At 62.1% G+C, this 13475-nt stretch carries 11 protein-coding genes and 1 riboswitch; of the genes, 1 reads left to right on the top strand and 10 read right to left on the bottom strand.

Annotated elements, in window-relative coordinates:
• Window positions 1-23 precede the first annotated feature (23 nt).
• The 10 genes from AX756_RS14395 to AX756_RS14350 all read right to left on the bottom strand — a co-directional run bounded on the left by AX756_RS14395 (window position 24) and on the right by AX756_RS14350 (window position 12360).
• A complete protein-coding gene (locus tag AX756_RS14395; protein ID WP_068312793.1) occupies window positions 24-1079 on the bottom strand; it encodes a putative urea ABC transporter substrate-binding protein in 1056 nt (351 codons plus the stop codon).
• A gap of 89 nt (window positions 1080-1168) precedes the next feature.
• Window positions 1169-1278, bottom strand: a riboswitch (guanidine-I (ykkC/yxkD leader).
• A 271-nt stretch (window positions 1279-1549) separates the two neighbouring features.
• Entirely contained in the window at window positions 1550-3445 is a 1896-nt protein-coding gene (locus tag AX756_RS14390; protein ID WP_068312791.1) for a bifunctional sugar phosphate isomerase/epimerase/4-hydroxyphenylpyruvate dioxygenase family protein, read from the bottom strand.
• Window positions 3446-3502: 57 nt separating this feature from the next.
• Window positions 3503-5299 (bottom strand): thiamine pyrophosphate-binding protein, encoded by a 1797-nt coding sequence (locus tag AX756_RS14385; protein ID WP_068312788.1) that lies wholly within the window; start codon window positions 5297-5299, stop codon window positions 3503-3505.
• Entirely contained in the window at window positions 5299-6705 is a 1407-nt protein-coding gene (locus tag AX756_RS14380; RefSeq protein WP_068312782.1) for an aldehyde dehydrogenase family protein, read from the bottom strand. The genes AX756_RS14385 and AX756_RS14380 overlap by 1 nt, the downstream gene beginning before the upstream one ends.
• 29 nt (window positions 6706-6734) lie before the next feature.
• On the bottom strand, window positions 6735-7568 hold the full coding sequence (locus tag AX756_RS14375; RefSeq protein WP_068312779.1) for a sugar phosphate isomerase/epimerase family protein: 834 nt from the start codon (window positions 7566-7568) through the stop codon (window positions 6735-6737).
• Window positions 7565-8497, bottom strand: coding sequence for a hydroxymethylglutaryl-CoA lyase (locus AX756_RS14370; protein WP_068312777.1), 933 nt, complete (start codon window positions 8495-8497; stop codon window positions 7565-7567). The genes AX756_RS14375 and AX756_RS14370 overlap by 4 nt, the downstream gene beginning before the upstream one ends.
• Before the next feature lie 46 nt (window positions 8498-8543).
• Window positions 8544-9818 carry a TRAP transporter large permease gene (locus tag AX756_RS14365; protein WP_082739119.1) on the bottom strand — a complete coding sequence of 425 codons (1275 nt, stop codon included), beginning with the start codon at window positions 9816-9818 and terminating at the stop codon, window positions 8544-8546.
• Window positions 9815-10369, bottom strand: a complete 555-nt coding sequence (locus AX756_RS14360; protein WP_068312776.1) for a TRAP transporter small permease — start codon at window positions 10367-10369, stop codon at window positions 9815-9817. Before AX756_RS14360 ends, AX756_RS14365 begins: the two co-directional genes overlap by 4 nt.
• 59 nt (window positions 10370-10428) lie before the next feature.
• Window positions 10429-11433 carry a DctP family TRAP transporter solute-binding subunit gene (locus tag AX756_RS14355; RefSeq protein ID WP_068312772.1) on the bottom strand — a complete coding sequence of 335 codons (1005 nt, stop codon included), beginning with the start codon at window positions 11431-11433 and terminating at the stop codon, window positions 10429-10431.
• A 21-nt stretch (window positions 11434-11454) separates the two neighbouring features.
• A complete protein-coding gene (locus tag AX756_RS14350; RefSeq protein WP_068312766.1) occupies window positions 11455-12360 on the bottom strand; it encodes a shikimate dehydrogenase in 906 nt (301 codons plus the stop codon).
• Between the two features lie 156 nt (window positions 12361-12516).
• Here AX756_RS14350 and AX756_RS14345 point away from each other — a divergent pair, with 156 nt between their 5' ends.
• Window positions 12517-13170 (top strand): TetR/AcrR family transcriptional regulator, encoded by a 654-nt coding sequence (locus AX756_RS14345; protein ID WP_068312763.1) that lies wholly within the window; start codon window positions 12517-12519, stop codon window positions 13168-13170.
• Window positions 13171-13475: the final 305 nt, after the last annotated feature.

Here is a 13475-nt window from a genome sequence, read left to right as displayed (position 1 = left end):
GGAAACGCGGAGCCTGATGGAGGTCACAGGCTGCCGTCGGCGGCCATCTTCATGAAGGTCGTGTCGTAGCGGAAGGTGACGTTGTTCGCGTCGCCCGTGGTCGAGCCGTCGGGGTAGGCGACACCGACGAAATCGGCCGAGGGCGCGCCTTCGCCGAGGATGCCCTTGTCGAACAGGAACTCGGCGACGTTGACCATGGTCTTGGGAAGCTCGGCGCTCTCGGTAAAGGCGACCGCGTCGGCCGGGTCATAGAACATCTCGGTGGAGGCCAACTGCGACTTGTAGCCCGCCAGGTCGGTGCCGGACTCCTCGGCCATCGCTGTCAGCGCCTCTTCGTCTCCCGCCGCCATCAGCGCCATCAGCTCGTACCACGCCCCCGTAAGCGCCTTGCCGAAGGCCGGGTTGTCGGCCAGCGTCTCGGTGTTCACGAACATTATGTCGATGATCTCGCCGGGAATGTCCGAGCTGTCGAAGAGCTTGTTGGCGCCGGGCTCTTCCATGATGGTCGAGACCAGCGGGTTCCAGGTGACGACCGCTTCCACGTCATCGGTGGCGAAAGCGGCGATCATGTCGGCATCGGAGGTGTTGATGACGCCCCCCAGATCGGCCTCGGACAGGCCCACGCTGTCGAGCCCGCGCGCCAGAAGGTAGTGCGAGACCGAGAGTTCGACGAGGTTCACCGGCTTGCCCTTCAGGCTCATCAGGTCACCTTCGCCCTTCAGGATCACCGCATCATTGCCGTTGGAATAGTCGCCCACGATCAGCGCCGTAGTGTCCACGCCACCACCGGCGGGGATGGAAAGCGTGTCCATATTGGTCGCCGAAACCCCATCGAAGGCACCGGCAGTGTATTGGTTGATCGACTCGATATAGTCGTTGATCTGCACGATCTCGACATCGATGCCGTATTTCTCGGCCCATTTGTCCATGATGCCGGAGGTCTCCAGATACCCCCAGGGCATCCAGCCCACATAGATCGACCAGGCGACCTTGAACTCGGTTTTCTCCTCGGCCATCGCGGCGGGGGCACCAAGCGCGGCGGCAAGGATCGTTGCAGACAGAATCGTCGACTTCAGCATGTTTCAGCTCCCTGTCGTTCCGCCGATGTTAAGGTTTGCCGGTGCGCTGGCGGAACAAGGAGGTGAGGCGCGGGCGAACCGACGCAGTACTCTCCCGGGATTTTGGCCCGCCGTGTACCACGGGAAAATTTGCCCCCGCGGCGGCACTTCTCGGACCAGGCTTCGGTGAAAACCGAACGGAACCCTAAGTACCCTGCACCTTCAGGTCACACTCCAGGACGGATTCGAAACAAGGCTGCCGGGCCATTTCGAGCTTGCGAACCCCGGAATGCCGCTGAATTCGTCGGTATTCGGCACTATCTGCTGAAAGGCTGAGCTTTGCATGCATTTCGGGTCAATCCGGCACAGGCGAATTCATCCGCGACGCCACACGGAATCTGACCCTCTATCTGAAGCGGAAGATCGCAAACCTTGCGTCGCTTGGCCGGCCTCGCAAGGCCGGCCAGCGCGGGTCACGGGCCGAAATTGTCTTACCGAGGCTGGATTCCCGCCGTCCGGACAATTCGTTTCAGCGCCGCGGTGCGATAAGGCGCGTTCCGGGCGCCGTAGCCATCGTAACCACCCCGGCGTTCAACGATCTCGAAGAACATCCCGTCGCCATAGGGACGCGAGTAGAACTGGAAGTAGCTGCCGCCGGCGCCGTCTTCGTCATAGAAGATGTTCGCGCGCTTCAGAGCCACAATCGTCTCCTCGGGCAGGCTGAAGCGGGAGCGGATCTCGGCGAAGTAATCCTCGGGGATCGGCAGGCTGTCGAAGCCGTTGGAGGCGAGGCTTTCGGCTGTCGCGAAGATGTCGTCGGTCGCAAAGGCGAGATGCTGCACCGAGGAGCCGTAACTGTCGGAGACAAAGCGCCCGGCAAAGGTGTGGTGGGTATCGACCCCGTTGAGCGTCAGGCGGACGGCGCCGTCGCTGCTCTGCAAGGCGCGCGAATGCACGATGCCACCGGGATCGGCCACGTCCACTTCCGGTTGCGCCGCGATGTCGAAGACCGAGGTGTAGAACAACGTCCAGGTCAGCATTTCGTCGTGCTTCATGACCTGCGCGATATGATCGATGCGGCTCAATCCGGCCGAGGCGACGCCTTCTTCCCCTTCCAGGGGCTGGAACTCACGCTCCCAGACCTCGCCGAGGTCGGAATGGCGGTCGAGGAAATGAAGAACGGTGCCACCAACGCCGCGAACGGCGGGGATCTTCAACTCGCCCGCACCGATCTTCTGCGAGAAAAGGTTGGCGCCCAGAACCCGCGCGCGTTCGACCGTGGCGCTGGCATCTTCGACCAGAAGGCCGATGTCGCAGACCGAGGTTCCGTGCATGACATAGGCCGAATGGGCAAAGCCCTCCTGCTCGGTGTTCACGACGATATTGATATCGCCCTGCCGCCAAAGCGTGACCGCCTTGGAGATGTGCCGTGCAACCCGCGAGAAACCGAGCGCGGACAGCATACCGCCCAGTATCTTCGCCTCGGTCTCGTTGGCGGTGAATTCGACGAACTCGATGCCTTCGACGCGGCCTCTCTCCGGCATCTCGGGCAGATCGACCGGCAGGCTCGGCTCGGCGCGGCGCAGCTGGTCGGCGAGGTAAATCAGCGAACGGCGCCCGTCCAGCGCGGCGATCCGTGCCGCCCCGCCCCGCAACTGGTCATTGAGGATCTCGAGGCTGAAGGCACCATCATAGCCGGTGGCGGCAACCGCGCGCATGAAGTCCAGCAGCGGCAGGTCACCTTCGCCCGGCATCCGCCGGAAATGGCGCGACATGTATTCGAGGTCCATTTCGATGAGTGGCGCATCGGCGAGCTGAACATGGAAGATGCGGTCGCCGGGAATGGAGCGGATAGCTTCCGGGCTGACCTTCTTGGCAAGGGTGTGGAAACTGTCGAGGATCAGGCCGACATTCGGGCGGCTCGCCCGGCGCACGACCTCCCAGGCGTCGCGATAGTCGGAGACATGCCGCCCCCAGGCCCGGGCCTCGTAGCCGATCCGCAACCCACGGGCAGCAGCTCGGTCACCGAGTTCGGCAAAATCCGCAGCCATGCGGTCGATACCGCCAAGGCTTGCGGGATGGGTGCCGGAACTGACTAGCAGCAGATCGGTTCCCAGTTGTTCCATCAGGTCGAAACGTCGCTCCACCCGGTCGAAAGCCTTGCTGCGCAGGGGCTCCGGCAGGCCTTCGACATCCCGTACCGGTTGCATCAGGTCGATCCGCAATCCGTGGTCCCGCACCATCTCGCCGATCTCGGTCGGCGTGCCGCTATGGGCGATGAAGTCCTGCTCGAAGATCTCGATCCCGTCGAACCCGGCGCCGGCAATGGCCGCCAGCTTGTCCCGCAATTCTCCGGCGATGGACACGGTGGCAATGGAGGTCCGCATCGTTTCGTCCTTTCCAAGTGGAATTGGACGGCGCCCTTGGGGCGCCGCCCGTTGCGGTCAGTCCGTCGACACGTGGCCGACGTTGCCGTCGGGGGAGTAGATGTCGAGGATGTTCCAATGCCCGGATGTGGGCGTCGGGTTGTTGATCATGGCGACGTCGATCACCGTCGGACGCCCGCTGGCAATGGCCGCTTCGAGCGCGGGCTTGAAGCCGTCCGCCGAGGTGATGCGCACCCCGTCGCAGCCATAGGCGCGGGCAATGGCGGCATAATCGGGCGTCTGCTCATCCGGACTCGACGCCTTGGGGAAGGTCGTGCCGTGAGTGAGCCCGTAATTGGCCTTTTGCAGGCCCGCGATCGTGCCGTAGGCATTGTTGTTCATGATGATCCAGATGACGGGCGTGTTCTCGGCCGCAGCCGTGGCCAGCATGGCCGGATTCTGCCCGAAACCGCCGTCGCCGACGAGGCTGATCACAACCCGGTCCGGAGCAGCAATCTTGGCGCCAATGGCCGCCGGTGGGCCGAAGCCCATGGTGGCAAAGCCGCCGGGGATCAGGATCGAACCGGGCTCGTAGATGTCGAACTGCTGGGCGACGCCGTTCTTGTTCCAGCCGACATCGGAGGTCAGGATCGCGTCCCTGGGCATCGCCGCGCGCAGATCCGCCAGGATCCTTTCGGGCATCATCGGGAAGGCGTCCGATTGCTGCATCTCGATATTCTGCGCGGCGAATGCGCGGCGTTCCTCCGCGATCCGTGCCACGAGCTCCGGTGCCTTGCGGCCCTTGGGCAGCATCTCGCGAGCCACCTTGTTCAGCACCTTCAGCGCCGCTTTGAGGTCGGCCACCACGCCGATCTCGGTCGGGTAGTTGCGCCCGATCTCCTGCGGTTCGATATCGATATGGATCAGTTTCGATGCACCTTCGCCAATGTCGAAGGTGTAATCGGGATACCAGGACGAGCAGTCCGCCTCCTTGAAGCGGGTGCCGAGACCCAGGATCCAGTCCGCCGCCAACGTCTGTTCGTTGGTGAATTTCATCCCCCAGAAGCCGGTCATGCCAAGCACCAGCGGATGATCGTCCGGCAGCACGCCCTTGCCCATCAGCGAGTGCGACACCGGTATCTGCATGTGATTGACGAAATCGCGCAGCTCGTCATAGGCGCGCGCCAGCGCCACACCGCCGCCTACATAGAGCACGGGGCGTTCCGCCCCCGCCAGGTTCGAGACAATCTCCCGCGCGGTATCCTCGTCAATGGACGGTTTCGCCAGCGTCTTGGTATTGGCACGCAGCCTGTCCCAGAGCGCCAGATCAATCGGCGCGGAAAAGATATCCATCGGGACATTGACCAGCACCGGGCCGGGCTGGCCACTCTCGGCCAGCAGGAAGGCCTTCTCCAGGATCTCCGGCAGAAGCTCTGGCGTGTCCACCCGCCAGGCGCGCTTCACGAAGGGCCGGTAGATCTCGTACTGGCTGCCATCGGCATGCAGGTTCACTTCCTGATGCGGATGCTTGCCGTAGTAATAGGAGGGAATGTCGCCCGCGATCACCACCATCGGGATACAGTCCAGCGCGGCATTGGCCACGCCGGTCGCGGCGTTGGTCAGACCCGGCGACAGGTGCGACAGCAGCACCGAGGCCTTGCCCGTCACCCGGGCGTAGCCATCGGCAGCATGGGCCGAGATCTGTTCGTGACGGACATTGATGAAGCGGATCTTGGAATTGGCCATCGCGGAGAGCACGGCGATATTGGTGTGTCCGCACAGCCCGAAGATATGCTCGATGCCGCGCCCTTCGAGGTAGCGGACGAGCTGGTTGGCAATCAGGTCCTTGCCAGGCTCGATATGGTCGCGGGGCATCACAGCACCTCCGTGTTGAAGAATTCACCGAAGAGCTCTTCTTCGGAGGGGCGGTCGATCGGGATCGGACGAGCCACCCAGGTGACGTTCATGTAGTGCTTCAGCGAGACGTTCTCGTTGGTGACGTTGCCGCCCCAGACGCCGCAGCCGAGGCTCGACGTCATGGGCATTCCATTCTCGAAGCTGCCCGCATTCGCCTTGGATTGCGGCTGGCGCACCATGACGCGGGAGACCGGCGCATTGGCTGCGTGGGCCAGAATATGCGCTTCGTCGAAGGAATAGATTCCGCAGGAATGGCCCTTTCCGCCAACCGCGAAGATCTCGCGAACCATGCGCAGCGTGTCCTCGAAATCCTTTGCCCGGTAGAGTGCCATCGTGACCGAGAGCTTCTCGCGGCTGAAGGGGTACGCCTTGCCGATCTTGTCTTGTTCGACCATCAGGAACTTCGCGCCTTCCGGCAGTTCGAACCCGGCGAAATCGGCGATGGTCTTGGCCGAGACCGCGACGGTTTCGATCCGGCGGCTACCGTCTTCCTTCCAGAGCGCCTTGGCCAGCAATTCCTTTTCTTCGGGCGAGCAAAGGTAACCGCCCTCCGCGATCAGCGCTTCTTTCATCTGCTCATAGACAGCATCGACGATGATCAGGTTGCCATCGGCCGAGCAGCCCGAGCCGAAATCGGACATCTTGGAGACGCGCGAGTTCATCGCCGCTTCCTTGATGTCCGCCGTCTCGTCGATCACCATCGTCGAGTTGCCCGCGCCCACGCCATAGGCCGGTTTTCCCGAGCTGTAGGCGGCATGCACCATCGGCTTGCCGCCGGTGGCCAGCGTCAGGTCGCATTGCGCCATCAGGTAGTTGGTGCCCGGGATGGACGGCTTGCGCACGCATTGGAACAGGTCCTCCGGCGCGCCGACGAGACGACAGGCATAGCGCATCACCTCGACCATCTCGTTGGTGGTCTCCTTGGCGCGCGGGTGGGGCGAGAAGATCACCGCGTCCCGGCACTTGGCCGCGTAAATGCCGGTCACCGGCGGGGTCAGCTCCGGGTTGGTGGTCGGGATCAGCGAGGCGATCACGCCGGCGGGCTTGCCGATCTTGGTCAGGCCCTTCTCCGGGTCCTCCTCGATCACGCCGACGGATTTCTGCCGAAGCGCATCGCGCAGCACGCCCTGAACCTTGAAGCGCTTTCCGGCGCGACCGGCGCGGTCGCCAATGCCACTTTCATCCACACCCATCTGGGCGATGCGCAGGAAGGTCGTCTCGTTGCCGCAATGCCAGCCGAGCGCACGGGCAAGGCGGTCGACCTGTTCCTGGTCGTAATCGGCAACCTCGTCCATCGCCTTGCGGGCGCGGGCAATCATCTCGTCGATGACTGCGATTTCTTCGGGGGTAATATCTCGAGCCATAAGCGTCCTCCGGGATGTTGTACGCGGCCTCAGGCCGGTTTCGTGTCCGACCCTTCGTCGTCAAAGACGGAGCGGGCGGCGTCGATGCAGTTTTTCGCGTGTTGTTCGGCTCCGAATTCCGCCATCCGGGCCGCGTGCGGCAGTTCGATGGAGAGCGGAAGATCGGGAAAGAGGTAGTTGACCGACCAGAAGTCGATCGCGCCTTCGCCCGGGTAAAGGCGGGCATCGCGGGCAATGTGGATCATGTCTTCCTTGGTGAAGGCGAGGTTCTCGCAATCGCAGATATGCAGGAAGTTGATCCATTCCGCCGGCACGCGTTCCAGCGTCAGCAGCGGTTCCTTGTTGAAGTGCATATAGAGCGTGTCGACCAGCACGCCCTGGTTGCGCCGGCCGGTGCGGTCGAGAATGTCGATCACCTCTTCCAGCGTTGTCAGGCGGGAGAAGGCCGGGAATTCGAGATTGACCGTCAGGCCGAAGGGCGCGGCAAGATCGCAGATCTCGGCGAAGGTCTCGACGATGAATTTCCGGTCGTTGCGCACGTCGGTCCAAGCGGAGCAGATGACGTGCTTGGCCCCGAGCTCACCCCCGGCCTCGAAAGCCGGCAGGAACTGTTTCGGATCGAGCCCGCGGACGATCCGCATCAGCTCGATGTCGAAGCATTCGAGACCGGTCTCGGCCAGCGCCTGCTTCGTCTCGCGGATGATCTGCGGCGAGGTCGGGTCGATGTCCGGTTCGCCCGCCACACCCAGATGGTAAAGCCTATAGCTGACATACTCATAGCCTGTCCGGGCGGCGATATAAGTCTGTTCCGGCGGTGTGACGCCGGGCACGGTCAGGTAGGACAGCGAATATTTGTGACTCATTCCGCAGTCTCCTTCTGTTGATCCCAGGGCGGGGCCGGCACATGGCTGACGCGCGCCGGAAGTTGACGTTCCAGGAGCGCCTCGGCCGCGGCCACGGGGGCTGTGAGCGCTTGCCAGTCGATCCCAGTATTGAGCCCCATTTGCTCGCAAGCAAAGGCGGCATCTTCGGTCGCGATATTGCCGGTGGCCTTCGGCACGAAGGGGCATCCGCCCAAGCCGCCAAGCGCGGCGTCGAAGACCCGAACCCCGGCCTGCAGCCCGGCCACCATGTTGGCCAGTCCGAGGCCACGCGTGTCATGCAGATGCAGCGACAGGCGGACGTCAGGCGCGATCTCGTCCCGAAGGCGGGTGCAGAGCGCGTAGACATCGCGCGGGTTCGAAAGGCCCGCGGTATCTGCGACATTGATCTCACCGACACCGAGCGCGGAAAATTCCCGTGCGATCTCGACCACGCGATTGGGGTCGATCGGCCCTTCGAAGCCGCAGCCCAGCGCGGACTGGATTCCCGCACGCACCGCGACCCCTTCACCGAGCGCCTTCTCGATGGTGGGCACGATGGCGGCACGGGCCTCGTCGACGGAGCGATTGGTGTTCTTCTTCGAATGGGTCTCGGACGCGGAGACGGAGATCGACAGATGTTTCGCCCCGACCGCCAGCGCCCGGTCGAGCCCGGCCTTGTTAAGCACCAGCCCCGTGTAGACGATCCCAGGTTTCGGAACGATCCGTTCGAAAAGCGCATCGGTATCGGCCATCTGCGGCACCCATTTCGGATGCACGAAGGAGCCTATCTGGATTCGCCGAACACCGGCGGCCTCCAACGCTGCGAGAAAGCCCAGCTTCTCTTCGATGGAGAACAGCCGTTTTTCGTTCTGAAGACCGTCGCGCAGGAACTCGTCTTCGATCAGGACGTCTCCGGTCATCTCGTACATGGGGTTCTCCCGTTGGTGGGCGTGCAAGGGATGGATGAGGTGGCCATCAGAATCCCATCGCCCGCGGCAGCCAGATCACGGTCTGTGGAACGAATGTCAGGATGATGAGCACCAGGACCTCGACCAGGAAGAAAGGCAGGATAGCGCGGGTCAACTTGACCATGCCCACTTTAGCGATCCCCTCGGCCACGAAAAGACAGAGGCCGAGCGGCGGGGTGATCAGGCCGATCATCAGGTTGAAGATGACGAGGATACCGAAATGCACCGGGTCCACGCCTAGCGAGACGGCGATCGGGTGCAGGATCGGCACCAGCACCAGCATCGCCGCGATCCCTTCGAGAAAGAGTCCGACAAAGAGGAAGAGCAGGATCACCGCGATCAGGAAGGTCGTCTTGCCGTCGACATTCGCCAGCACCCAGTCGGTCAGCATGTTGGGCACCCGGTTATAGGTGAGCAGCCAGTTGGCCGCGCCGACCGCGGCAATGATGATCAGGATGACAGAGCTGTCCTTCATCGCGCCGGTAAAGATCCGCGGCAGCGCGCGCATCGGGATCTTGCGATAGACGAAGATGCCCAGAAAGAGCGCATAGGCCACCGCAAAGGAGGCGGCTTCGGTCGGGGTGACGACGCCGAGCAGGATCGAGCCGACAACGAAGACCGGCATCAGCAATGGCAGAATACCATCCAGAAGCGCTCGCACCGGCTGCGCTGACTGCATCTGTTCTGCGCGCGAGGATTCATCGACCCGCACGGTGAGCATCACATAGATCGACAGGAAGGTTGCCAGCATCAGGCCGGGGATGACGCCGGCAAGGAAGAGCGCCGGAACGGAGACGCCCGAGACGATCAGGGCATAGATGATGACCGGGATCGAGGGCGGAATGATCGGCCCGATCACCGAGGAGGCGGCCGTCACTGCGGCGGCGAAACTGCGATCATAGCCGTGCCGCTCCATCTCGGGGATAAAGACCCGACCGATGGCGGAGGTATCGGCGACGGCGGAGCCGGAGAGGCCGGCGAAGATGACCGAGGCCCAGATATTGACCAACGCGAGTCCCGCCCGCATCCGCCCGACAAGCACATCGGCAAAGGCGATGATGCGCACAGTGATGCCGCTTTCGTTCATCAACTCGCCAGCCAGAACAAAGAGCGGGATGGCCAGCAGCGGAAAGGAGTTGAGGCTGCGGAACATCTCGGTCGCAACGATGCGGATGGTGTAAGGGGCTTCGCCGGTAGCCATGAAGACGAGCAGCGTGGCAATGATCGCAATGGCGACGGGCATGCCGATCAGCAGGGCACCGACAAGAAAGGCATAGATCACAGGATCCCCTCCCCTGTTTCGACTTCGGTTTGGTCAACTGATGTCAGGCGTTCGACAAGGCGAAGAAGGGCCGCAACGGCGAGAATCGCGCCACCGATAGCGATGGCATATTGCCAGGTACCGACCTTGCCGATCCATTCGAGGAATTGAAGCCCGGTCGTTTCGGCGAGCCTGTCTCCGGCGCTTTTCAGGCCCGAGCTGTCAAGATTGCCCCGGCGCAATGCGAAGGCATGGCCCGCCCAGGCGAGGGCGACGCCGGCGATGACCGTGACCACGTCGTTCACGACCCAGAGCCAGCCGCGCACTTTTTCCGGCAACAGATCCGTGATGACCGCGAAACGGATATGGCTATCGGTCATGTAGGCATAGGCGATGCCGAACATCACGCCATAGATCGTCAGATAGATCGGCAGTTCCTCGCCCCAGGCGATGGATTTGCCCAGCGTGTAACGACGCAATGAATTGATGAAGATGATGCCGAAAACCAACGCCATTGAGCAACCAGCGCCAAAGGCAAGGAGTTTCCGGACATATCGGGTAATGGTTTGCATGGCTTTCCCGGAATGAAAAAACCGGGGGCGAGTCTTGCCCGCCCCCGGAAAGGGAGAGTTTATTGTGCGGCGGCGACGGCGTCTTGGAGCCGGTCGATCCAGACGGCATCGTCGCCCAGTTCCCCACGCAGATATTCGACGACGGCAGGCTGTGCCTTTTCAGCAAAGGCGGCAATCTCGTCGGCGGTCGGGGAATAGACCTGCATGCCTTCTTCCTGCACCTTGTTCACGCCCTCGGCGGTGCCCCATTGCTGGATCGCGCGACCCATGGTGCCGGCAACCTTGGCCGCCTTGGCAACGACCTGTTGCTGGGCGGGATCGAGCGACTGGTAGAACTCGTCGGAGATCACGATGAAGTCGGCGGCATAGACGTGGCCGTCGAGCGTCATGAACTTCTGCAGCTTGTGCAGCCCGTTATTGTAGATCACGCCAACCGGATTTTCCTGTCCGTCGACCACGCCCGTGGACAGCGCATTGGGAAGCTCGGTCCAGGCGATCGGAGTCGGCTCGCCGCCAAGCCCCTTGACCATCTCGACATAGAGCGGGATCGGCTGGACACGGAACTTCAGGCCTTCCATGTCGGCAGGCGAACGGATTTCGCGGGTGCCGTTGGTGAAGTTGCGGAAACCGGTCTCGCCATAGGCCAGCGTACGGAGCCCGGTCTGCTCCAGGCAGTGTTCGGCCAACGCGTCGCCAAATTCGCCGTCCAGAACCTCCCAGGCGATGGTGGCCGAGGAGAAGGTATAGGGTATGTCCAGCACGCCGGCGGCCGGGCAGATCTTGGACATGGCACCGGAGACCAGCGCGACCTGGGTCAGCCCTTCTTGCGCCTGACCGACCAGTTCGGTCTCGTTGCCAAGTGCGCCGGCCGGGAAGAGCTCGACCGTCAGATCGGTCTCGCCCTCGACGATGTTCTTGAAAATATGGGCGGCGGCACCCTTTTTCGACGCCGTCCAATCATCCGGGTCGACATGGGCGACGCGAATGGTCTGTGCGCCCGCGGTTGCGGCAAGCCCGAGGGTCAACGCCGCGGTGGCCGCCAGCTTTGCAAATGTGAACGTCATGATCTTTCCTCCCAGTTTCGATCAAGGACCTGCCATTTCTTTTGGTTTCTGAACGAAGGCGTCGAATGTCGCCCTCATCCTTTCCGGGTCTGCAGGCCGACCCGTAAACAGTTCGAAGGCGCGAACCGCCTGGAACACGGCCATTCCGGCACCGGACAATACCCGGCAACCGCGTGCTTTCGCGGCCTTCAAGAGCTCGGTTTCCAGTGGAAAGTAGACAACATCCGCGACCCACATTTCCGGCTTAAGCAGTTCCGTCGGAAAGGCCGATCCGGGCAGCTTGTCCATCCCCACCGGCGTGGCATTGACGACCCCGTCGGGCCGGTCCTCGGACACAAGCGCCGCCAGATCGGAAACGGGGTTCACCTGGGTGCCCCAGCGTTTCGACACATGTTCCGCCAAGGCTTCCGCACGGGCCGGATCCACATCGTGAATGGAGAGCCGTCCCACCTTGCAACAATCCGCCAGCCCATGAGCAACCGCCACGCCAGCTCCGCCAGCTCCGATCAGCAGCGCATGATCGCGCTTCACATCGCGCAACCCGCGGCGGAAGCTTTCCGCAAAACCCCAAAGGTCGGTGTTGTGGCCGGTTCGGCGGCCATCTCGAAAGATGACGGTATTGACCGCGCCGACCGCCGAGGCATTGGCCGACAACTCGTCGAGCAACGCCATAACCTTGATCTTGTATGGATAAGTGACGTTGACGCCCGCGAAACCGTCGGCTTCAACCTTTTCGAGCACCGCTTCGAGAGAAACGCTGCCCAATTCCTCATCGTCCATATCCATCAGATGATAGTCGCAGCGCCCACCTTGCGCGCGCGCCTCCGCCATATGCATTGATGGTGTACGGGACTGCTTGATCCCACGCCCGATCAGCCCAACGAGCACATCGAAATCTCCGACCTTCTCAGGATCCCCTTGTTTCATGTGACGCCCTCCAAAGCCGCTGATGCGATTCGTTAAACGTCATAATGAACCGGGAGGTTAATTTGGTCAAGGCAATTGTACCAAGCGGTTAAATACCTTGCCGCTCCGTGGGTTGAGTGCTGGACATTGATCGAGTGAGACGAATAAAACCCCCTCATGGCTGAAGGAACGAAAGAAACGGGCAAGCGCGTGCGGACCTGGAAGCAGGACCCGGAAGCTGTTCGCGCTGATATTCTGAACGCCGCCACGGCCGAATTTGCCCAACATGGTCTTGATGGCGCGCGGATGCAGGACATCGCCGACCGGATCCAGACCTCCAAGCGGATGATCTTCTACTATTTCGGCGACAAGGACGGGCTTTACCGGGCGGTACTCGAACAGGCCTACCGGAGCGTTCGGCAGCGCGAGGCCGAGTTGGACCTGAAGGGCTTATCCCCGGTAGACGCACTCCGGCGCCTGGTCGAATTCACCTTCGACCATCACCGCGACCATGCCGATTTCATCCGCTTGGTCATGATAGAGAACATTCACGACGCCCGGCATATGCGAAAGATCGAGTCCCTGAGCGGCACGAGCAACGCCGCGATCGACCAATTGGGCAAGATTTGCGAAGCGGGAAAAGAAGCCGGGCTCTTCCGCGACGATATTTCGCCTCTCGCGCTGCACTGGCAGATATCCGCGCTGAGCTTCTTCAATGTGGCGAACCGGGCGACTTTCTCGATGAATTTCGGCGATGCCCTTTTTTCGGAAGACGCTCAAAAGGAACTGCGTGAGCAGGTTGTGAAGTCAATCCTGGCCATAGTCATGTGAGTTGGCCACAACAGTTCAAAGGCCTGTGGACCGACGCCCCGATGTGGTGAGCAGACTTGTAGATTTCCGCTTCATGGGCTGCGCTTGCCTGGACCGACGGATTCGTGATTTCGAACGCCCGCTGACGCGCGCGGCCGAACAGTGCTGGGCACGAAGCTTTGGCGCAGTCAACTTCGCGATTTCTTCGGTCGACTTTAGCCTTGCGTCGTTGAGATGGACGCCTGCCGATGCGCCCACCACCGGGGGCGAGAGATCGGAGACCCTAGGTCGTGTTGACAAAAGGGATTCACACTCGGCAGTAGGCG

Source organism: Aliiruegeria sabulilitoris, from assembly GCF_001558155.1.
In the GTDB taxonomy this organism is placed as follows: Bacteria; Pseudomonadota; Alphaproteobacteria; order Rhodobacterales; family Rhodobacteraceae; genus Tropicimonas; species Tropicimonas sabulilitoris.
This window is presented reverse-complemented; position numbering and strand designations above follow the sequence as displayed.